Consider the following 21086-nt stretch of genomic DNA (forward strand, 5'->3'; position numbering starts at 1 on the left):
TAACGCGTTCATGCCAAGTCACACCCGCAGGTCCACAGCAGCACTTCCCCCTCCCGGTTTCCCCCCACGAGGAGTCACGATGCTCAGACCGACCACCTCCCGCGCCTCCTTCCGGGCGCTCGTCGCCACCACCTGTTGCGCCGTACTCGGCGCCGGTCTGCTGGCCGGCGCGGGCACCGCCTCCGCCGGACAGGACAAGGGCACGACCACGAAGGCCGCCGCCGGCTCCAAGGTCGTCGGCTACTTCACCGAATGGGGCGTCTACGACCGGAACTACCACGTCAAGAACATCGAGACGTCGGGTTCGGCCAACAAGCTGACGCACATCAACTACTCCTTCGGCAACGTCCAGGGCGGCAAGTGCGCGATGGGCGACGCCTACGCGGCCACGGACAAGGCCTACACGGCCGACCAGTCCGTCGACGGTGTGGCGGACACCTGGGACCAGCCGCTGCGCGGCAACTTCAACCAGCTCCGCAAGCTGAAGAAGAAGCACCCGAACCTCAAGGTGCTGTGGTCCTTCGGCGGCTGGACCTGGTCGGGCGGGTTCACCGAGGCGGCGAAGAACCCCGCGGCCTTCGCCCAGTCCTGCTACGACCTGGTCGAGAACTCCAAGTGGGCCGATGTCTTCGACGGCATCGACATCGACTGGGAGTACCCGAACGCCTGCGGTCTGACCTGTGACACCAGCGGCCGTGACGCGTACAAGAAGCTGATGTCCGCGGTGCGTTCGAAGTTCGGCAGCGGCAACCTGGTGACCGCGGCGATCCCGGCGGACGCCTCGGCGGGCGGCAAGCTGGACGCCGCCGACTACGCGGGCGCCGCCCAGTACGTCGACTGGTACAACCCGATGACGTACGACTATTTCGGCGCCTGGGACGCGAAGGGGCCGACCGCCCCGCACTCGCCGCTCACGTCCTACACCGGCATACCGAAGGACGGCTACAACTCCGACGCCACCATCAAGAAGCTCAAGGGCCTCGGCATCCCCTCGAACAAGCTGCTGCTCGGCATCGGCTTCTACGGCCGCGGCTGGACGGGCGTCACGCAGAAGGCGCCCGGCGGCACCGCGACGGGCCCGGCGGCGGGCAAGTACGAGCAGGGCATCGACGACTACAAGGTGCTGAAGACCAAGTGCCCGGCCAACGGCACGGTCGGCGGGACCGCGTACGCGCACTGCGGCAACAACTGGTGGAGCTACGACACCCCGGCGACCATCGCGACCAAGATGAACTACAAGAACCAGCAGGGCCTCGGCGGAACCTTCTTCTGGGAGCTCAGCGGCGACACGTCCAACGGTGAGCTGATCAAGGCCATCAACTGACGTCACGTATGCGCCGGACGGGGCGGGGGCCGATGCGGCTCCCGCCCCTTCGCGTGCGCCCGCTCAGGGCCGCGCGGGCGCCGGGTACGACGGCTCGAAGTACTCGATCACCCGCAGCGTGTCCCCGAGTGTCCGCACCAGGAGCGAGCCGACCGTCTCCCGCGCGAGGCCGGGGCGGTCGATCCAGTCGAGCGTGATGCCCTCCACACCGCACAGCCAGCCGATGAGCGCCGTGCGCGCCAGCTGCGGGATGTCCTTGCGGCCGTACGCTCCCTCGGCGATGGCCCCGATCAGCGCCTCGCGCACGCCGTCCCGTATCGCGTGCACCTCGGCGTCGAACCCGACGCCACCGCTGATGATGGTGCGGTACGCCGCCTGGTGGTTTTCCGCGTAACGGAGGTAGCCGTCGACGGTGCGCCGCACCCGCTCCACGGGCGGCAGGTCGTCGTGGCGGCCCGCGCGGGCCACGAGGTCGGCGACGGAGTCCTCGATGATCGCCAGGTAGTAGCCGCGCTTGGACTTGAAGTAGTAGTAGATCAGCCCCTTGGCGACGCCCGCGTGCCTGGCGATGTCGTCCATCGACAGCGCGTCGTAGGACGTGTCGGCGAACAACTTCCGGCCGATGGCGATGAGTTCGGCACGGCGCGCCGCCGAGCGGTCGCTGCCGCGCTGTTGACTATTATTCAATTTCGGCCCTAGTCTCCAACTGCCTCGGAATCGTCCGCAGTATGGCAGAGCGCCGCCTTCTCGCGGCCGGTTCGCGACGGCTCTTCACGCACTCCCCTTACGCACGCTTGGCGACGCGGAACGACGTACGGGAGGAAGACAGTGAGCGCAGCACGCACCGCGTTACGCGAGGGCAGAACCTCTTGGAAGAAGACGGCCGCCATGGCCCTGCCGGCCGTCCTGGCCGTCGGTGTGATGGCCTCCGTGATGGCCGAGGGCGCGCTCGCCGCGTCCTTCGCGGTCTCCGGGACCAGCTTCCAGGTGTCCTCCGGGAAACTGACCAGCCAGGGCCTCTCCTCCTACGTGCAGACGGACCGGGACATCGACGGCAAGGGGCACCCGGTGGCGCTCCTCGGGATCGGTGACGCGACCCTCTCCGACATCTGCCAGGCCGCCGAGGTCAAGACGCCGGTGGGCACCGTCGTCTTCAAGCTGACCGCGGGCGGCGACGCGGGCAACGTCACCGCGAGCAACCTCATCATCGACGGCGAGGACCTGGTGGGCGACGCCCGCTTCGGCACCGCGCAGATCGGCCGGGACGCCTCGACGCTCGACGAGGTGCCGGGCATCAAGGGCGAGAGGGGCAAGTTCGGACTGCAGGCCGGGGACATCACGGTCTCCGGGGTGAAGTCGCACGCCTGGTCGGCGACCGGCGGCAACTTCCGGCTCAAGGGCATGCGGGTCGACGTCAGCCTGGGCGGCAAGAAGTGCTTCTGACCGGCGGCGGCAGAAGCGGCGTCAGACCGTTCCGCACGGACGGCGGCGGCCGGCTCGACCGGCGGCTGCCGTGGCCCGACCAGCGCCGCGTCGTCCGCAGGTGGCGCCGGACCCGCCCGTTCTGGGCGGGCCTGCTGCTGATCCTCGGCGGCGCCGAGCTGCTCCTGATACCGCTCTCCCCGCTGACCGTGCTCGTCAGCCTGGGGCTCGGCGGCATCGCGGCCCTCGGCATCGGGATCGCACTGGTCGTGGCGGGCCTCTTCCTCTGGCTGCTGCCGCACACGCACCACTACGTGAGCGTCAACGCCATGATCCTCTCGGTGCTCTCCTTCGCGGCGACGAACCTCGGCGGGTTCCTCGTCGGCATGCTGCTCGGCATCGCGGGCAGCGCCATGGGGTTCGCCTGGACGCCGGTGCCGCAGGACGGCGAGGAGGACCCCGGGCGCCCGAGGGTGCGTGACGGGCAGGGCACCCGGACGCTGGCCGTGCTGCTGCCCGTGGCGATGGCCGCCGGGCTCGTCGCGCACGGGAGCGGCCGGGCGGAGGCGGTCCCGGGGGCCGCGGCGGACGCGATCGTGGCGGCGCGCGTGCCGCCGACCGTCACCACGACGCTCTTCGCGCCGCGGGGCTTCCTCCTGGCCGGGGTCCGGGAGATCCCGACCGCGGACGGGCCGCTGAAGGTCATGGTGCTGCGGATGAAGGCCGCCTCGCTCACCGACTACCGGCTCAGGACACGCGACGGCAGCGACGAACTGGCTCTCGGAGCCGACACGTTGGACCTGAGCGGTGAGGTCACCCTCTACCTGACCAAGTTCAGGGGGTGCCTGGAGGGCATCCTCTGTCTGACCTTCACGCCCGACAAGCTGCCGGTGCCACCCGTGGTGCCGCCCTTCGTCTTCATGACGGACGTGAGCGCCGAGCAGGCCCTGGTCACCTCGGACTCGATCGTGGCGGGCGGGCTGACGCTGAAGGCCACGGCATGATCCAGATCCAGGCGGCGCTGTTCTGGGCGTACGCGATCGGCGCGACGTTCGCCCTCTCCGCCGGGCGGCAACTGCAGGTGTGGGAACGGATCAACGCGGGCGAGGGCCCGCGCACCCGCAGCCGCGCCGCCAACCCCTACCTGGCGCTCACCGCGCTCTTCGCCTCCGTCCTCATGGTGCCGACCGGGCTCTTCCTGCTCTGGCAGAACCCGTCCTGGTCGACCATGCACGTGGCGGACGGCCACGACGACGTGTGGGCGGGGTTCGTCCTCTTCTACGCCGGCGGCATCCCGGTCGCCGCGGTCCTCGGGTTCCTCGTGGCGCAGGGCCTTGTGCTCGCCGGGGTCGGCTACTGGGCGTATCTGAACTGCGTCGCAGGGTATTTCCTGCTGTTCGGGACACTGATCCACGGGTGGGACGGCAGGGGGTACGAGCGGTTCTTCTCGTCCGGCGCCGGGGACTTCGCCGACTGGCGGCGGGACAGCGTCGTCAACCACGTCCTGGACTTCGCGACGTCCGGGACGTTCCTCGCGCTGCTGCTCTTCGGGGCCGCCGTGATCGGCGTCATGCTGATGACGGAGATCGGCTGGCTCATGGAGGGCTGGTCGCTGCCCGGCGCGGACGAGGACCGCAAGGTGCCGCGGCTGCTCGCCGTCGCCGTCGCGGCGGCGGGGGTGTACGGCCTGCCGTTCGCGGGCGCGTTCTGCGCGAGCGTCCTGGTGCGCCTGGTCGGCGGGTGGCTCGGGCTGCCGCTGTTCGCGGTCGTGGCGGGCCTCGTGCTGCTGCACGGGCGCTCGCCGGTGCGGTGGCTGTACGGCCTGGTGGGGGTGCCGGGACGGCACTGGCGGGCCGACCTCGACGAGGCCGGCCGCGGTCAGGAGAGCGGCGTCACAACAGACCGGTCTGCGTGACGAGCATCGCGAGGACGACGACGAGGGTCCAGCCCGCGAAGTGCTCCAGCAGGTTCGGTCCGTCGTCTTTGGGGCCGCCGGTGCGGGCCTTCGCGCGGACGGCGGTGGCAGAGGTCGCGGTCATGTCTTTCTCACTGACGTTCGGCTGGCAGGGATCCCCCACGAGGTCCCGGTGACAGCTCCACCCCACGGGACCCCTCTACCTTGCCAGCAGGAAGCGCCCTTGCGGGCGAGACCTTGGTCACCCCACAACTACGGCGTCGCGCCGCGCGTCTAAGTACCGACGGCGGGGTGTCCCCCCGTCCGTCCGCCCGTGCACCGTACGACCGAGAGGTTTCCGATGAGCACGAACCGGACGACGCCCCGCCGCGGGGCGCGGCTCGCCCTCGCCGCCGCGATCACCGCCACGGCCGCCCTCACCGCCCCGGTCTCGCAGGCCGCCCCGGCCCCCGAGGAGAAGCCGTCTCCGGGTGCGCCCGGCCTCGGCGACCCGATGTTCCCGCTGGACGGGAACGGCGGATACCGGGTGGAGCGGTATTACCTGGACTTCGACTGGCAGGCGCCGAAGACACCCTTCGAGGCGACGACGACGATCAAGGCCCGGTCCACGCAGGCGCTCTCGCGCTTCAACCTGGACTTCGGCGGCAACACCCTGCACAAGGTCACCGTCGACGGCTCCGCCGCCGGCACGTCGCGCGAGGGCGACGAGCTGACGGTGACCCCCAAGGCACCGATCGGCAGGGGCAGTTCCTTCACCGTCAAGGTCACCTACACCGCCGACCCGTCCCAGACCCGGCACCGCGACGACGCGATAGAGGACTACGGCTGGATACCCACGCCCGACGGCACGGTGGTCTATCCGCAGCCGAACGGCGCGCGCCTGATCTTCCCCGCCAACGACCACCCCGGCCAACGGGCACCGATCACCTTCCGCATCACGACACCGGCCGACCGCACAGCCGTCGCCAACGGCAAGCTGGTCTCGCGCGCCGAGCGCCCCGACGGGCGGGTCCGCTGGACGTACGACTCCGAACAGCCGCTCTCCACGCAGCTGGTGCAGCTGGCCGTCGGCAAGTTCCAGCTGGTCGAGAGCGAGGGCCCCGGCGGCATCCCGCTGCGCGACGTCGTCCCCGACGCGCTGGTCGAGCCGACGGCGGCCTACCGCGAACTCACCCCGGACCACCTGAAGTGGCTCCAGGACAGGCTCGGCCCGTACCCCTTCAACCGCTACGGCCTTCTGGTGGGCGACACCGACCTCGGCGTGGCCCTGGAGACGCAGACGCTGTCGCTCGTCCCGAAGGCCGACCTGCTCGGCACGAAGGTCGACGCCGAGCGCGACATGGTGCACGAACTGACCCACCAGTGGTTCGGCGACAGCGTGGCGCTCAAGAGCTGGTCCGACCTGTGGCTGAGCGAGGGGCACGCCCGCTTCTACGAGAGGGAGTACTCGGAGCAGCACGGCGGGGACAGCTTCGAGGCCGCCATGAAGACCGCCTATCAGGCCCACGACCAGTGGCGCAGGGACTTCGGCGCGCCCGCGGAGCCGACGGAGCCGAACCTCTTCAAGCGCATGCGGTACGACGGTTCGGCCCTGGTCCTGTACGCGCTGCGCGAGGAAATCGGCGACGCGACGTTCCAGAGGATCGAACGCGCCTGGGTGAACGGGTTCAAGGGACGCACGGCGAGCACGCGGCAGTTCGTCGACCTGGCGTCGAAGATCGCGGGCCGCGATCTGGAGGGCTTCCTGCACCCCTGGCTGTACGGGAGCAAGACGCCGCCGATGCCCGGACATCCCGACTGGGTCGTGGACCCGGTTACCTGACCCCGACGAATCGCCCGAGATGCGCCCTTCGTCCACCGCTCATAGCGTGGAGGCATTCCTACCGAAGGAGCCGTCATGGGCGAGAACGCCATGGACAAGGCAAAGGGCAAGGCCAAAGAGATGATGGGCAAGGCCTCGGGCAACGACCGTATGTCGGCCGAGGGCAAGACCGATCAGGCCAAGGGCAAGGCCAAGGACGCCGCGGACGACATGCGCGACAAGGCCGAGGGCATGCGCGACTCGTTCCGCGAGGACCGCTGACCCCACGTCGTGTGCCACCCCTCCCCTGCGAGGGCGGGCACACACGTGTGCCACCCCTTCCCGTGAGCGCAGAAGTCCCAGTGAGCGCAGAAGTCCCCATGAGCGCAGGAGAGATCCAGGGCAACTCCACGCCCCCTACAGACACGGTGGAGAGCCTGCCGGGCCACCCGCCACCGCGCCGCGGACGCTGGCTAGGCTTGCGCCACGAACTGTGATCGCGTTGATGCCGACCTGCGGGCGACACGAAGGGGACGGGCAAGTGCAGCCGGACGGGCAGGACTTAGAAGGTTGGACGCCGATGGGTGCGGTCTGGCGGACGGTCGTCGAAGGAGTCACCGGCTCGATGGCCTACATCGCCGACAAGCACTGGAACGTCGTGGCGTGCAACGACGAGTTCAGAGCACTCATCCCGGACGGCGAGCCGCCGTCCAACATCATGCGGTGGATGCTCCTCGACGACCGGGCCCGCCACGACGTCCTGATGAACTGGACCGAGGACTGGGCACGGGGCGCCTGCCCGGCCCTGCGGCGGGCCGTCACGAACCATCCGACCGACCCGACGCTCATCGACCTGGCGAGCGACGTGCGGCGCGATCCCCTCGCGGGGCCCATCTATCTGGCGACCGCGAGCTCCCACGCCCTGCACCCCGACGGCGCCGTGCGGCAGGTCAACCACCCGACCAAGGGCCCCGGCTGGGTGATCGCGTCCGCCGCCAACCCCCTTCCCGAGATCGACGCGATGTTCGTGATGATGCAGTACCGGCCGGGCGAGGTCCGCCCGCACCAGCCGCCACCGCTGAGCACGAACGCCCGCTGACGAACGCCCCGGCACGCCCGGGACGTCAGCGGATGCCGACCGCCGCCAGCGCGGCGCGCTGACGCTCGGAAAGCGTCGTCGGGAAGTACAGATAGCAGACGCCTCCCGTACCCGACACGACCTTCCCCGAGGCGTTGTAGCGCTTCGTCCTCAGCCAGATGTTCTCCCACTCGCGCCGCTTGTAGACGCGGCGCACCGCGGCGTTGCTCGGCGACGCCGGGTCGTTGGCGATCACATCGCCGTCCGCGGTGAACCCGATGACGGTCATGAGGTGGCCCGCCGTGCCGTAGCCCGCACCGGTCAGCTCCTCCTTGAGGAACGACTGGGACGTTATGGCCGGCAGGCCCGCCGCGATCAGGGACTCCAGCTCCGTGAGCGAGGCGAGCCGGGTCACCACGCCCTGCAGGTCCTTGTACGTCGAGGCGTACGCGGCGTTGAAGGGCCAGTTGCCGCAGCCGTTGTACTGGTAGTCGAACGTGTACCGGGCCGCGTGGCACACCTGCGGGTCCGCGTAGGACGGGTCGACCCAGGCCAGGTCGTCCGCCGTCGGCCCGCGCCCCCAGTACTCGATGATCATCTGCGAGGACGTGGGGCTGCACCAGGCCTCGCCCCCGTTGTCGTACTCCGGGTACTGGCCCGCGTGGATCTCCTGCGAGTACCGCGGCACGGCCAGCTCCGCGGCCAGACCAGGCTGCGACGCCGGGACGGTGAACCGGTCGGGGACCGCGGAGGCCATCGCGCCGATCCGCCAGACCGTGGGGGTCTGCGTGGCGCCCGGCTTGCGGTAGAGGGTCAGGCGCAGCCGGTACGAGACGACGCGCAGGCCCGTGGTCGTGTCGTCCAGGGAGAGCGTGTCCGTCCAGACCGTGGACTTGCCGTCCGTCTGGTCGTCGACCGAGGTCCGCCGGATGTCGGCGTCCTTGTCGTCGCCCGAGGCCCAGCGGCCCATGACGTACCAGGGGGAATTCGTCCCGTCCGAGTACGTGCCGCGCAGCTCGGCCTGGAGCCAGGTCCCGGCCGGGGTGCGCGCGTTCCAGGACGCGATCAGCTCCGTGGCGGGGACGGCGGGGCGGTGCGCGGGCGTGGTCCAGCGGGCGTACTCCCAGGTGGCCGTCCTGCCGGTGTGCGGGTCCGCGTAGTCGGTGCGACCGGCGGGCTTGGCGATCCGCAGGCCGGGACGCGGGCCGCCGACGACGGCGGTGCCCTGGTGGGTGCCTGAGCTCCAGTCCTTGTGCGAGGTCCAGAAGCGGTTGTCCACGAGACGGTCCGCCTTGGGCCTGCGGGCGGCGGGCCCGGTGGCGGCCAGGGCTGGTGCGGCGGCGGTGGCCGCGAGGGCGGCGGCGGCCGCGGCGGCGGTGGCGAGCACGGTTCTGCGGGACATGTCATCAGCTCGGTCGGTTCGGTCAGATCGGTCAGCTCGGTCCATGGAGGGACCCCCAGTCGACATGGTTTCCGGCGGGATCCGGAAAGCCGGGTCAGGTACGTTCGGGTCGGGTGCCGTCGGGTCAGGCGCACGGAAGTGGGGCAACTATGGCCGGTCCCCGCCGACTTCTGCCAGCACTTCGGGCACCGCCGTACGCATCAATATTGGCCTCAACCAATGGCATGACCTGCGACGGCGCGCGGAACACCTCGTTCCGTGCGCCGTACCCTTGCCGTGATGACCGCACACCCGCACACGCCGCTCCCCCGTCTCGCCGACATCCTGCGCCGCCTGCCGCCCTCCTGCGGCCCCGTCCGGCTCGTCGCCGTGGACGGACACGCGGGCTCCGGCAAGTCGACCTTCGCGGGCCGCCTGGCCGAGGCCCTCGGCGGCGCGCCCGTCCTGCGCCTCGACGACATCGCGAGCCACGACCGGCTCTTCGACTGGACGCGGCGGCTGCGGGAGCAGGTTCTCGAACCGCTCTCCCGGGGCGAGACCGCGCACTACGCGACGTACGACTGGAACGCGCGCCGTTTCGGCCCCGCCGACCGGCCACTGCCGCCCGCGCCCGTGGTGATCGTCGAGGGCGTCGGCGCCGGCCGCCTCGCGCTGCGCCCGCGTCTCGCCGCCGTGCTGTGGATGGACGTGCCGCACGAGGAGGCGTGGCAGCGGGGGCGTCGCCGGGACGGAGCGGTCCAGCGTGATTTCTGGGACGGATGGGAACCGGAGGAACTCCAGCACTTCACCGGGGACCCCACGAGGCCCTTCGCGCACCTTCTGGTGCGCCAGAGTCCCGAGGGGTACGAGGTACTTCCGGGGCCCAATGTGACACTTACAGAGAACTGAATCGTCACACTGAGTGAGCGATCATCGGCAGTCCGCTGAACCCCCGGAAAAACGCTTCCACTTGACCCGACGAGTTTCGGCGAGTGCCTCAACTCTGCTTGACCCAGGGCCCTTACAGGACTTACGTTCTGAATGTGCGGTCTTGCGATACCGCCCGCAGACGCGAAGCCCCCGGTTGTTCCCCCGTGATCGGGGGCTTCGTTCTGCCCTCCGAGCCCTGATTCCGGCCGCTGCGTGCCCCCATCCGCTCACCGTCGGTGACCGACGGGCAGCAGCCGCGGCGACGTTTTCCGGCCGATCGTCCGGTGCGGCACCCTACGGCCGACCGCTCCCCCGCAGGTACGATGCATCTCGGTACGCCTTTTCGGACGAGTGCTCTGCGCATCGCAACAACTCCCGTCCGCAGCACGATGGTTCAGCGCAGTCGCCGGCGGGCACCGGTCCGGCGGTACGCAAACGGGGGCACGGTTTGTGGGGGACCTGATGGACTTCGACGCGGTGGGCTCACCCGCCCCGGCCGACCTCGCCTGGCTGAGGGGCGTCGACGCCTACACGATGGGCGCCTATCCGCAGGCGGAGGACGAATTCCGGACGGCGGTGCGGATGGATCCCGGGATGGCCGACGGCTGGCTCGGGCTGCACGCGCTGCGCATCGACACGACGACGGCGCTGCTGCGGATGTTCCAGCACCGGGAGCGGTTCGGGGAACAGCGCACCCGGCACGGCCGCGCCCTCAACTCCTGGTACTGGCTGGGCTGGTGGGTGCAGCCCGTCCTGGAGAGCACGCGCGACCTGCTGCTCGCGCACGCCTCGCACTGGCTCGACGGCCGTCATGTCCCGGAGCTCGACCGGGCGTTGGCGGGGCTGCCGCCGGTCGACGCGGACCCGCAGGTGCGCTTCCTGCACGCCTGCCGCTCCTACCTGGTCAAGGACTGGGAACAGCTGGTGCGGCACACCGACCCGCTGATCGACGACCCGATGCTGGGCATCGAGGCAGGTCTCTTCGGCGGCATGGCGCGCGTCCGCCTGGAGACGTACGGCCAGGCGGAACCGCTGCTGTCCGCCGCCCTCATGCGCTGCCGCAGCGAACAGCCGCAGCGCAAGGAGCTGCGCTACTGGCTGGCCCGCGCGCACGAGGGCACGGGCCGCACGGCCGCGGCCCTGCCCCTGTACCGCGCGGTGCACCGGGTCGACGCCTCCTTCATGGACACCTCCGCGCGGCTCGCGGCGATCTCCGAGGGCGACGGGTACGACGAGGCGGCCGACCTGGCCGCCGCGATCAGCCTCACCGGGGCGGGACAGGACGTGCTCGAGGGGCCCGACGGCATCGACGTGCTGTTCGGCCCCGAGGGACGCGACGTGAAGGTCACCGGGCCCGAACTCCCGTCGAACGGCGGTCCCTCGGCCCCCAACGGTCCCGGTGGGCCCCCGGGCAACAGCGGTTCCACGGGCGCCCCGGGGCCGTCCGGTTCCTCGGTGCCCCCCGACCCCGACGCCGTCCGCGAGAAGGCGATCATCCCGATCAAGGCGGGCCCGCCGCAGCTGCCCCCGGGCCCCACCGACCCCGCGCTCCTGGAGGCCGCGCTCTCCGAACTGGAGGGCATGGTCGGCATGGAGCCGGTGAAACGGCAGGTCAAGGCGCTCTCCGCGCAGCTCAACATGGCCCGTCTGCGGGCTGCGCAAGGACTGCCCGTGCAGCCGCCGAAACGACACTTCGTCTTCTCCGGCCCCTCGGGCACCGGCAAGACCACCGTGGCCCGCATCCTCGGCCGGGTCTTCTACGCGCTCGGCCTGCTCGGCGGCGACCACCTCGTGGAGGCGCAGCGCGCCGACCTCGTCGGCGAGTACCTGGGCCAGACCGCCGTGAAGGCCAACGAGCTGATCGACTCGGCGATCGGCGGGGTCCTCTTCGTCGACGAGGCGTACTCGCTCTCCAACTCCGGCTACGGCAAGGGCGACGCGTACGGCGACGAGGCCCTGCAGGTCCTCCTCAAGCGCGCCGAGGACAACCGCGACCACCTCGTCGTGATCCTCGCCGGGTACCCCGAGGGCATGGACCGCCTCCTCGCCGCCAACCCCGGGCTCTCCTCCCGCTTCACGACCCGCGTCGACTTCCCCTCGTACCGCCCCCTCGAACTCACCGCCATCGGCGAGGTCCTGGCGGCGGACAACGGCGATGTGTGGGACGAGGAGGCGCTCGAAGAGCTGCGCTCCATCGCCGGGCACGTCGTCGACCAGGCCTGGATCGACGAGCTCGGCAACGGCCGGTTCCTGCGCACGCTGTACGAGAAGAGCTGCGCCTACCGCGACCTGCGGCTCTCCGGCTACCCCGGCGAACCGGGCCGCGAGGACCTGTCGACCCTGCGGCTGCCCGACCTGATGCAGGCGTACGGCGAAGTGCTCTCGGGCCGCGGGCCGCAGGACACCCCGGGGATCTGACGGCCCCCGGGGGTCCTGGCGCGGGTCAGCTCGCGCGGACGACGGCCAGCGCGGAGTCCCTGGCGTCCTCCGGTGGGGTCCTCGGCACCGTGACCCGGTGCGTCGGGTCGCGGACCTCGCCCACCAGGAGTTCGAGGACGTCCTCCAGGGCGACCAGGCCGAGCACCTTCCCCGACGCGTCGGCGACCTGCGCCAGGTGCGTCGCGGCGCGGCGCATCACGGTCAGGGCGTCGTCCAGCGGGAGCTCGGCGCCCAGTGTGGTCATCGGGCGCCACACCTGCTGTGGCACGGCACGCTCGGTCTCCTCCAGGTCCAGTACGTCCTTGACGTGGAGGTAGCCCATGAACGCGCCGTTCTCCGCGCGGACGGGGAAGCGGGAGTAGCCGGTCCGGCCGGTGAGCTCGATGACCCCGGAGGGGGTGACCGAGGGCCCGACGGTGATCAGCGACACCGGGTCGAGCAGCACGTCGGTGACCGGGCGCGAACCGAGCTCCAGGGCGTCCTCCAGACGCTCCTTCTCGATGGGGTCGAGCAGTCCCGCCTGGCCGGAGTCCTCGACGAGGCGGCCCAGCTGCACGCTGGTGAACACCGCCTCGACCTCCTCCTTGGGCTCCACGCCGAAGAGCCGGAGCACGACCCGCGCGCACGCTCCGAGGGCTACGGTCACCGGCCGGCACAGCCGCGCGAAGGCGACCAGACCCGGGCTGAACCAGAGGGCGGTCTTCTCGGGCGCCGCCATCGCGAGGTTCTTCGGGACCATCTCGCCGATGACGAGGTGGAGGAAGACGACGACGGCGAGCGCGATCACGTAACCGAGGGGGTGGATCATGCCCTCGGGCAGGTGGACCGCCGCGAAGACCGGCTCAAGGAGGTGCGCCACGGTCGGCTCGGCGACCGCGCCCAGCGTCAGCGAGCACACCGTGATGCCGAACTGGGCCGCCGCCATCATCTGCGGCAGATGCTCCAGGCCGTACAGGACCTGGCGGGACCGCTTGGTGTCCAGGGGCTCGATCTGGCTGCGGCGCACGGACACGAGCGCGAACTCGGCCCCCACGAAGAAGCCGTTGGCGAGCACGAGGAGGAGGGCGAAGACGAGTTGCAGCAGGCTCATCGGAGGGCCTCCGCGGCTTCCCTGACGGCGAAGGCGTCCTGGGTGCGCACGATCCGCACCCGCTCGGCGCGGTAGTGCCCGACCTGGCGCACCGAGAGCCGCCAGCCCGGGAGTTCGGCGCGGTCGCCGGGGGCCGGGATGCGGCCGAGCAGGTCGGCGACGAGTCCGGCCACCGTTTCGTAAGGCCCCTCGGGCACGTCGAGGCCGATGCGCTGAAGCGTGTCGACGCGGCAGCTGCCGTCGGCGTCCCACGCCGCGTGGCCGTCCTCGGCCGACGCCGGACAGAGCTCGGGCAGGTCGAAGTGGTCGTGCTCGTCGCGGACCTCGCCGACGAGCTCCTCGACGATGTCCTCCAGGGTGACGACGCCCGCCGTGCCGCCGTACTCGTCCACGACGACGGCGATGGGCTGCTCGCTGCGCAGCCGCTCCAGGAGGGGCTGCACGGGCAGTGTCTCGGGGACGAGCAGCGGGGACTTGGCGATGCGGCCCACGGGCGTCCTGAGGCGTGCGTGGGCGGGCACCGCGAGGGCGTCCTTGAGGTGGACCATGCCCACGATCTCGTCGATCCGCTCGGTGTAGACCGGGAAGCGGGACAGACCGGTGGCGCGGGTCAGGTTCACGACGTCCTCGGCGGTCGCCGACGACTGCAGCGCGCTGACCTTCACGCGCGGCGTCATGACGTGCTGTGCGGTCAGCTCCGCGAGGGAGAGGGTGCGCACGAACAGATCAGCGGTGTCCTGCTCCAGGGCACCGGCCTGAGCCGAGTGCCTGGCCAGGGAGACCAGTTCGCCGGGGGTGCGGGCGGAGGCCAGCTCTTCGGCGGGCTCGACGCCGAGCGTGCGCACCAGACGGTTGGCCACGGCGTTCAGCAGGGCGATCACGGGCCGGAAGAGCCGCGCGAAAACGTGCTGCGGGCCCGCGACGAACCGCGCGACCTGCAGCGGCCGCGACACGGCCCAGTTCTTGGGCACGAGCTCACCGATGACCATCTGCACGGCGGACGCGAGCAGCATGCCGACCACGACGGAGACACCGCCGACGGCGCCCTCGGGGACGCCGACGGCCGTGAACGGGCCCGCGAGCAGGTGCGCGAGTGCCGGTTCGGCGAGCATGCCGACGACGAGCGAGGTGATGGTGATGCCGAGCTGGGTGCCGGAGAGCTGGAAGGACAGCTCCTTGAGGGCGTCGACGACCGAACGGGCCCTTCGGTCGCCGTCCGCCGCGGCCTTCTCCGCGTCCGGCCGCTCGACGGTGACGAGGCCGAACTCGGCCGCCACGAAGAAGCCGTTGGCGAGAATCAGCAGGAATGCCGCCCCGAGAAGCAGCAGGGACACTGTCATGCCGCCGCCTCTCCGGTCGAGCCGGTCCCGGTATGTCGGGAGGGGGCGGCGCAGGTACTGCAGGACGATCCGTCCATCGCCGGAGGGAGTCACTCCTCGGGTAGCAGGAGCCCCTGGGAGCCGGGCGGGCCCGTCAGGGGCGGGGCGGCACTCCGTGTGCGCCCCGCCACCAGATTAATCAAGTCCGGGCTCGGAACGTCCAGTGGTGCGGGCGTCGACCAGGGCGCGGAGGGCGCGGGCGTCGCCGATGGCCTGCTGCTTGGCGATGCCCGGCTGGATGCCCAGGGCGGGCAGGCTGGTGCCGTCGCTGAGGTTCAGGAACACCCAGGGGTCGCCGGGCCGCAGGTTGACCTGAACGATCTCGGGCCAGGCGAGGCGGCGGCTCGTCGCGATGTTGACGACGGTGACGCCGGACTCGTCGGCGACGACCTTGGGCCTGCTGAGCAGCACGAGCACGCCGCAGAGCAGCGCGCCGGTGAAGACGAAGCTGGTCCGCTCCCCCGGGCTGAGCGTGGGCAGCAGGAACGCGATCGCCGTGATGACCACGAAGATCGCGACGCCCGCGGTGAGCAGGACGGCCCGGGTCCGCGTCGGCCGGAAGGTGACGGGGAGGGCGGGGGCGGCGGGGCTTTCGGACATGCGGCGGGTGCTCCTGCCGGGTCGGGGCCGGTCAGAGGCGGCAGGCGTGGATGGCCGTGGTGAGGATGGCCCGCGCGCCGATGGCGTACAGGTCGTCCATGATCCGCTGGGCCTCCTTGGCGGGGACCATCGAGCGGACGGCGACCCAGCCCTCGTTGTGCAGCGGGGAGATCGTGGGCGACTCCAGGCCCGGGGTGAGGGCGACGGCCTGCTCCAGGTGCTCGGCGCGGCAGTCGTAGTCCATCATCACGTACGACCGGGCGACGAGGACGCCTTGGAGGCGGCGCAGGAACTGCTGCACCTTCGGGTTGTCGGTCTCGGCGCCGGTGCGCCGGATGACGACGGCCTCGGACTTCATGATCGGGTCGCCGAAGACCTCCAGGCCGGCGTTGCGCAGGGAGGTGCCGGTCTCGACGACGTCCGCGATGACCTGGGCGACGCCCAGCTCGATGGCGGTCTCGACGGCGCCGTCCAGGTGCACGACGGAGGCTTGGACGCCCTGCTCGGCGAGGTGCTTGGCGACGATGCCCTCGTAGGACGTCGCGACGGTCTTGCCCGCGAGGTCCTTGATGTCGTCGGCGGTGCCGGGCTTCGCGGCGAAGCGGAAGGTGGAGCGGGCGAAGCCGAGCGGCAGGATCGCCTCGGCGTCGGCGCCGGAGTCGATCAGCAGGTCCTCACCGGTGATGCCGATGTCGAGCCTGCCCGTCGCGACGTAGATCGCGATGTCCTTGGGCCGCAGGTAGAAGAACTCGACCTCGTTGTCGGGGTCGACGAGGACGAGCTCCTTCGACTCCTTGCGCTGCTGGTAGCCGGCCTCATGGAGCATCGCCGACGCAGGTCCGGACAGTGAACCCTTGTTGGGGACGGCGATGCGCAGCATGAGGTCAGCTTCCTTGTCTGGTGGATACGGGGTGGGGTGAGCGTGCGGCTCAGAGGTGGGCGTAGACGTCGTCGAGGGAGATGCCGCGGGCGACCATCATCACCTGTACGTGGTACAGGAGCTGCGAGATCTCCTCGGCGGCTGCTTCCTTGCCCTCGTGCTCGGCGGCCATCCACACCTCGGCGGCCTCCTCGACGACCTTCTTGCCGATGGCATGGACGCCCTTGTCGACCAGCTCGGCGGTGCGGGAGGTCGCGGGGTCGCCGTTGGCGGCCTTGTGCTGGAGCTCGGTGAAGAGCTCCTCGAAAGTCTTCTTGGACATGATGGTCGCCACTCTACGCGGCCGGGCGGTCCCCCTCAGCGCCAGGGTTCGGAGACGGTACGCAGCGTGGTCGCGGTGGCGACGGCGGCGGTGACCGCTTCGTGGCCCTTGTCCTCACTGGACCCCTCGATGCCCGCGCGGTCCAGTGCCTGCTCCTCCGTGTCGCAGGTCAGCACGCCGAAGCCGATCGGTACACCGGTGTCGACGGACACCTGGACGAGGCCCTGGGTGACGCCCTGGCACACGTAGTCGAAGTGCGGGGTGCCGCCGCGGATGACGACGCCGAGCGCGACGATCGCGTCGTATCCGCGCCCCGCGAGGACCTTGGCGACGACGGGCAGCTCGAAGCTGCCGGGGACGCGCAGCACGGTCGGCTCGCTGATGCCGAGCTCGTTCAGGGCGCGCAGGGCGCCGTCGACGAGGCCGTCCATGACCTTGTCGTGCCACTGCGCCGCGATGACCGCGACCCGCAGGTCGCCGCAGTTCTTCACACTCAGTTCGGGTGCACCCTTGCCGCTCACGTGCTTCTCCTCAAGGTGTTCTCGAATTACTGGTTGCCGCAGGCGGACACGTCGGTGGCGTCCAGCCAGGGCAGGTCGTGCCCCATCCGGTCCCGCTTGGTGCGCAGGTACCGAAGATTGTGTTCGCCGGCCTCGACGGGCATCGGCTCGCGCCCGGTGACCTTCAGGCCGTGCCGCAGGACCGCGTCGGTCTTGTCGGGGTTGTTGGTCATCAGGCGGACACCGCGTACCCCCAGGTCGCGCAGGATCTGCGCGCCCGCGCCGTAGTCCCGGGCGTCGGCGGGCAGGCCGAGCTCCAGGTTGGCGTCGAGGGTGTCGCTGCCCTGCTCCTGGAGGGCGTACGCGCGCAGCTTGGAGAGCAGGCCGATGCCGCGGCCCTCGTGGCCGCGCAGGTAGACGACGACGCCGCGGCCCTCGTCGATGATGCGCCGCATGGCCGCCTCCAGCTGCGGGCCGCAGTCGCAGCGCAGCGAGTGGAAGACGTCGCCGGTGAGGCACTCGGAGTGCAGGCGCACCAGGACGTCCTCGCCGTCGCCGAGGTCGCCGTGGACGAGGGCGACGTGTTCGACGCCGTCGACGGTGGAGCGGTAGCCGTGCGCCGTGAACTCGCCGAAGGCGGTGGGCAGGCTGACCTCGGCTTCGCGGCGGACGGTGGGTTCCGCGGAGCGGCGGTAGGCGATGAGGTCCTCGATGGAGATGATCGTCAGGCCGTGCTTGCGGGCGAAGGGGATCAGCTCGGGCAGGCGGAGCATCTTGCCGTCCTCGCCGGCGATCTCCACGATGGCCCCGGCGGGACGCAGTCCGGCGAGCCGGGCGAGGTCGACGGCGGCCTCCGTGTGGCCGTCACGCGTGAGGACACCGCCGGACTTGGCGCGCAGCGGGAAGATGTGCCCCGGGCGCACGAAGTCGTCGGCGGTCGCCGCGCCGCCCGCGAGGAGCTGGAGCGTGGTGGCGCGGTCGTCGGCGGAGATGCCGGTGCTCACGCCGTGCGCGGCGGACGCGTCCACGGAGACGGTGAACGCCGTGCTCATCGACTCGGTGTTGTGCTCGACCATCTGCGGGAGCCGGAGCCGGTCGAGCTCCTCGGCCTCCATGGGCGCGCAGATCAGGCCCCGGCACTCGCTCATCATGAACGCGACGATCTCGGGGGTCGCCTTCTCGGCGGCGACGACGAGGTCGCCCTCGTTCTCGCGGTCCTCGTCGTCGACGACCACGACGGGGCGGCCCGCGGCGATGTCGCGGATGGCCTGCTCGACGGGGTCGAGGGAGAGGTCGAGGGTGTCTTGTTCGCTGGCGGTGCCGTGCCAGACGGGTGCCACAGTCATGCCGGGGCTCCTTCCATGACGGGCTGCGAGGCGGCGGTGCGGGAGCGCAGCCACCAGTCGCGCAGGCCCCAGAGGACGAGGGCGAGGTAGACGACGTACACGAGTCCGGAGAAGGCGAGGCCGCTGCTGAAGGCGAGCGGCACGCCGACCACGTCGACGAGCAGCCAGGCGAACCAGAACTCGACGAGCCCGCGGGCCTGGGCGACCATCGCGGCGAGCGTGCCGACGAAGATGTACGCGTCGGGCCAGGGGTTCCAGGACAGGTCGGGGACGGCGCTGAACAGGGCGCCGACGGCGAGGGTGCCGACCGCGGTGCCCGCGACCAGGACGCCCCGCTCCTTCCAGGTGGCGAACCGGATGGCGATGGAGCCGTCCTGCGCCTGCTGCCTGCCGCGCGTCCACTGCCGCCAGCCCCACAGCGCGACGCCGATGACGAGGAGCTGCTTGCCGACGCCTCCGGAGAGCTGCGCGGAGGCGTACGCGGCGACGAGGATGACGCCGGACAGGAACTGGGCGGGCCAGGTCCATATCGAGCGCCGCCAGCCGAGCGCGAGGGCGATCAGGCCGACGGTGTTGCCGATCATGTCGGACCAGAGGATGTGCTGGTCGAAGGCCGTGAAGGCTTCGGAGTTGAGCCAGTTCACTGTGCGGCCCCCTGCTGGTGTGCGCGGTCGCCGAGCAGGCGCTCGACGTACTTGGCGATGACGTCGACCTCGAGGTTGACCGGGTCGCCGGGCTGCTTGATGCCGAGCGTGGTCAGCGCGAGGGTCGTGGGGATGAGGCTGATGGTGAAGAAGTCGGGGCCCGCGTCGACCACGGTGAGGCTGACGCCGTCGACGGTGATGGAGCCCTTCTCGACGACGTAGCGGGAGAGACCGGCCGGGAGCGAGACCTTGACGATCTCCCAGTTCTCGGACGGCTTGCGCTCGACGATCTCGCCGGTCCCGTCGACGTGCCCCTGCACGATGTGTCCGCCGAGGCGGGCGCCGACCGCGGTGGGGCGCTCCAGGTTGACGCGGGAGCCGACCGTGAGCGCGCCGAGGCTGGAGCGGTTCAGGGTCTCGGCCATGACGTCGGCGGTGAACTCGTCGCCCTCGTGCTCCACGACCGTCAGACAGACGCCGTTGACCGCGATGGAGTCGCCGTGCTGGGCGCCCTCGGTGACGACGGGGCCGCGCAGGCGGAAGCGGGAGGCGTCGGGGAGGTTCTCGACGGCGGTGATCTCGCCCAGCTCTTCGACGATTCCGGTGAACACTTCAGTGCTCCTTCGCTACGAGGGTCGCGGTGATGCGCAGGTCGGGGCCGATGCGGACGGTCTCGCTCACGTCGAGCCGCAACGCATCGGTGATGGTGGTGATTCCGCCGCCGTCCAGGGCGGCGGGACCCGCGCCGAGGAGGACGGGGGCGAGGTAGCCGACGACGCGGTCGACGCAGTCGGCGGCGACGAAGGCTCCGGCGAGGGTCGGGCCGCCTTCGAGGAGGACGGACCGCACTCCGCGCGCGTGGAGCACGTCCAGGAGGGTTCGGATGTCCAACCCGCCTGTCGCGCGCGGGAGGCGCACGGTCTCGCCCTCATGGGCGGGGGTGCTGTCCTCGGCGACGGCGATCAGCGTCGGGGCCGCGTCGTCGAGGACGCGGGCGTCCGGCGTGACGGCGGTGCCGTTCGTGTCGACGACGACCCGCAGCGGCTGCACGGCCCCTTCGATGCCGCGCACGGCGAGGTGGGGGTCGTCGGCGCGCTGGGTGCCGGAGCCGACGACGACGGCGTCGCACTCGGCGCGCAGCCGGTGCACGTCGGCGCGGGACTCGGCGGAGGTGATCCAGCGGCTGGTGCCGTCGGCGGCGGCGATGCGGCCGTCGAGCGTGGCGGCGTACTTCCAGGTGACGTGCGGACGGCCGAGCCGGACGGAGGTCAGCCAGGCGGCGTTCACCTCGGCGGCCTCGGCCTCCAGCAGGCCCTGTTCGACCGCGATTCCGGCCGCGCACAGGGTCTGTGCGCCGCCGGTCGCCGCGGGATTCGGGTCTCCGACCGCGTAGACGACACGGGTGACGCCCGCGTCGACGAGGGCCTGTGCGCACGGTCCTGTGCGGCCGGTGTGGTTGCAGGGTTCGAGGGTGACGAGTGCGGTGCCGCCGCGGGCCCGCTCGCCGGCCGCGCGCAGGGCGTGGACCTCGGCGTGGGGGCCGCCGGCGCGCTGGTGCCAGCCCTCGCCCACGGTCTCGCCCGCGGTGTCGAGGACGACGCAGCCGACGACGGGGTTGGGGCTGGTGGAGCCGAGGCCGCGGGCGGCCAGCGTGATGGCGCGCCGCATGGCGGCTGTTTCGGCTACGGCGGTGGCCACCGGGTCCTCCTGCCTCTTCGGGCACGGACTCCGGGGCGCTGTCGATGACGACAGAACGTACGGACGAAGACACCTGCGGCAACGCCTGCGCCGGATGACACCTGTCCCCGGAAATCCGGAGACCGTTCCGGGCCGAGGCCAGGAACGAGCCAATACGGCGGCGTGCACGGATGCCCGCCCGCCGCGCACTGCCTCCCATCCGGACTTTCACCGTCGGTCCAGGAATTTCACCTGGTCAACCGGTCACTGGAGGTGACCGGGTCGCGGACTGTAACCGCCGGTTCGGAATTACACCGACCCCGGAGTGCGCTGCTTCTGGTACGAGGCCAGTGTGCCA

22 protein-coding genes and 1 riboswitch are annotated in these 21086 nt (G+C 71.1%); of the genes, 9 read left to right on the forward strand and 13 right to left on the reverse strand.

The genetic code is table 11. The features are described from left to right. Window positions 1-79: 79 nt before the first annotated feature. Window positions 80-1324, forward strand: a complete 1245-nt coding sequence (locus DEJ47_RS05580; protein ID WP_150165507.1) for a glycoside hydrolase family 18 protein — start codon at window positions 80-82, stop codon at window positions 1322-1324. Between the two features lie 63 nt (window positions 1325-1387). On the opposite strand, the gene DEJ47_RS05585 is transcribed toward DEJ47_RS05580, so the two are convergent. Further along, entirely contained in the window at window positions 1388-2011 is a 624-nt protein-coding gene (locus DEJ47_RS05585) for a TetR/AcrR family transcriptional regulator (RefSeq protein WP_150165509.1), read from the reverse strand. A gap of 201 nt (window positions 2012-2212) precedes the next feature. Here DEJ47_RS05585 and DEJ47_RS05590 point away from each other — a divergent pair, with 201 nt between their 5' ends. From DEJ47_RS05590 to DEJ47_RS05600, 3 genes are read left to right on the forward strand one after another with little or no spacing between them, the layout of a single operon-like run. Continuing rightward, entirely contained in the window at window positions 2213-2767 is a 555-nt protein-coding gene (locus DEJ47_RS05590) for a DUF6230 family protein (protein ID WP_150175451.1), read from the forward strand. Then, window positions 2758-3750: a DUF6114 domain-containing protein gene (locus DEJ47_RS05595; protein WP_223828244.1), complete on the forward strand. Its 993-nt coding sequence runs from the start codon at window positions 2758-2760 to the stop codon at window positions 3748-3750. The genes DEJ47_RS05590 and DEJ47_RS05595 overlap by 10 nt, the downstream gene beginning before the upstream one ends. Next, complete coding sequence (locus tag DEJ47_RS05600; protein ID WP_150165511.1) at window positions 3747-4661, forward strand: hypothetical protein; 915 nt, start codon at window positions 3747-3749, stop codon at window positions 4659-4661. The genes DEJ47_RS05595 and DEJ47_RS05600 overlap by 4 nt, the downstream gene beginning before the upstream one ends. Here the strand turns inward: DEJ47_RS05600 and DEJ47_RS05605 are convergent. Then, complete coding sequence (locus DEJ47_RS05605) at window positions 4639-4785, reverse strand: SCO1431 family membrane protein (RefSeq protein ID WP_107097967.1); 147 nt, start codon at window positions 4783-4785, stop codon at window positions 4639-4641. The two genes, DEJ47_RS05600 and DEJ47_RS05605, sit on opposite strands and share 23 nt — an antisense overlap. 216 nt (window positions 4786-5001) lie before the next feature. Here DEJ47_RS05605 and DEJ47_RS05610 point away from each other — a divergent pair, with 216 nt between their 5' ends. From DEJ47_RS05610 to DEJ47_RS05620, 3 genes are all read left to right on the forward strand, one after another. Then, window positions 5002-6483: a M1 family metallopeptidase gene (locus tag DEJ47_RS05610; protein WP_190415291.1), complete on the forward strand. Its 1482-nt coding sequence runs from the start codon at window positions 5002-5004 to the stop codon at window positions 6481-6483. 75 nt (window positions 6484-6558) lie between these two features. Next, entirely contained in the window at window positions 6559-6744 is a 186-nt protein-coding gene (locus DEJ47_RS05615) for a CsbD family protein (protein WP_150165513.1), read from the forward strand. Between the two features lie 298 nt (window positions 6745-7042). Further along, a complete protein-coding gene (locus DEJ47_RS05620; protein WP_150165515.1) occupies window positions 7043-7561 on the forward strand; it encodes a hypothetical protein in 519 nt (172 codons plus the stop codon). Window positions 7562-7586: 25 nt separating this feature from the next. Here DEJ47_RS05620 and DEJ47_RS05625 read toward each other — a convergent pair whose 3' ends face one another. Continuing rightward, window positions 7587-8942 carry a peptidase C39 family protein gene (locus DEJ47_RS05625; RefSeq protein ID WP_223828245.1) on the reverse strand — a complete coding sequence of 452 codons (1356 nt, stop codon included), beginning with the start codon at window positions 8940-8942 and terminating at the stop codon, window positions 7587-7589. A gap of 279 nt (window positions 8943-9221) precedes the next feature. Between DEJ47_RS05625 and DEJ47_RS05630 the strand changes: the two genes are divergently transcribed. After that, window positions 9222-9830, forward strand: coding sequence for a uridine kinase (locus DEJ47_RS05630; RefSeq protein WP_150165519.1), 609 nt, complete (start codon window positions 9222-9224; stop codon window positions 9828-9830). Window positions 9831-10313: 483 nt separating this feature from the next. After that, window positions 10314-12269: an AAA family ATPase gene (locus DEJ47_RS05635; protein ID WP_150165521.1), complete on the forward strand. Its 1956-nt coding sequence runs from the start codon at window positions 10314-10316 to the stop codon at window positions 12267-12269. Between the two features lie 25 nt (window positions 12270-12294). On the opposite strand, the gene DEJ47_RS05640 is transcribed toward DEJ47_RS05635, so the two are convergent. From DEJ47_RS05640 to ribD, 10 genes are all read right to left on the reverse strand, one after another. Next, window positions 12295-13380: a hemolysin family protein gene (locus DEJ47_RS05640; protein WP_150165523.1), complete on the reverse strand. Its 1086-nt coding sequence runs from the start codon at window positions 13378-13380 to the stop codon at window positions 12295-12297. Beyond that, on the reverse strand, window positions 13377-14720 hold the full coding sequence (locus DEJ47_RS05645; protein WP_150165525.1) for a hemolysin family protein: 1344 nt from the start codon (window positions 14718-14720) through the stop codon (window positions 13377-13379). The genes DEJ47_RS05640 and DEJ47_RS05645 overlap by 4 nt, the downstream gene beginning before the upstream one ends. Window positions 14721-14894: 174 nt before the next feature. Beyond that, window positions 14895-15359 (reverse strand): PH domain-containing protein, encoded by a 465-nt coding sequence (locus tag DEJ47_RS05650; protein ID WP_150165527.1) that lies wholly within the window; start codon window positions 15357-15359, stop codon window positions 14895-14897. A gap of 31 nt (window positions 15360-15390) precedes the next feature. Beyond that, a complete protein-coding gene (gene hisG, locus DEJ47_RS05655) occupies window positions 15391-16239 on the reverse strand; it encodes an ATP phosphoribosyltransferase (protein ID WP_150165529.1) in 849 nt (282 codons plus the stop codon). Window positions 16240-16288: 49 nt separating this feature from the next. Beyond that, on the reverse strand, window positions 16289-16561 hold the full coding sequence (locus DEJ47_RS05660) for a phosphoribosyl-ATP diphosphatase (protein ID WP_055564821.1): 273 nt from the start codon (window positions 16559-16561) through the stop codon (window positions 16289-16291). A 35-nt stretch (window positions 16562-16596) separates the two neighbouring features. Continuing rightward, complete coding sequence (gene ribH / locus DEJ47_RS05665; protein WP_150165531.1) at window positions 16597-17082, reverse strand: 6,7-dimethyl-8-ribityllumazine synthase; 486 nt, start codon at window positions 17080-17082, stop codon at window positions 16597-16599. A gap of 26 nt (window positions 17083-17108) precedes the next feature. Continuing rightward, the gene (locus tag DEJ47_RS05670; protein ID WP_150165533.1) at window positions 17109-18407 is read right to left on the reverse strand and encodes a bifunctional 3,4-dihydroxy-2-butanone-4-phosphate synthase/GTP cyclohydrolase II; all 1299 of its coding nucleotides are present in this window, start codon (window positions 18405-18407) and stop codon (window positions 17109-17111) included. Beyond that, a complete protein-coding gene (locus tag DEJ47_RS05675; RefSeq protein WP_150175454.1) occupies window positions 18404-18991 on the reverse strand; it encodes a nicotinamide riboside transporter PnuC in 588 nt (195 codons plus the stop codon). Before DEJ47_RS05675 ends, DEJ47_RS05670 begins: the two co-directional genes overlap by 4 nt. Window positions 18992-19047: 56 nt before the next feature. After that, on the reverse strand, window positions 19048-19662 hold the full coding sequence (locus tag DEJ47_RS05680) for a riboflavin synthase (RefSeq protein WP_150165536.1): 615 nt from the start codon (window positions 19660-19662) through the stop codon (window positions 19048-19050). A gap of 1 nt (window position 19663) precedes the next feature. Further along, window positions 19664-20719 carry a bifunctional diaminohydroxyphosphoribosylaminopyrimidine deaminase/5-amino-6-(5-phosphoribosylamino)uracil reductase RibD gene (gene ribD / locus DEJ47_RS05685; RefSeq protein WP_150175455.1) on the reverse strand — a complete coding sequence of 352 codons (1056 nt, stop codon included), beginning with the start codon at window positions 20717-20719 and terminating at the stop codon, window positions 19664-19666. Window positions 20720-20930: 211 nt separating this feature from the next. Beyond that, window positions 20931-21061: riboswitch (FMN riboswitch) on the reverse strand. Window positions 21062-21086 lie beyond the last annotated feature (25 nt).

The organism is Streptomyces venezuelae, assembly GCF_008642355.1.
In the GTDB taxonomy this organism is placed as follows: domain Bacteria; phylum Actinomycetota; class Actinomycetes; order Streptomycetales; family Streptomycetaceae; genus Streptomyces; species Streptomyces venezuelae_B.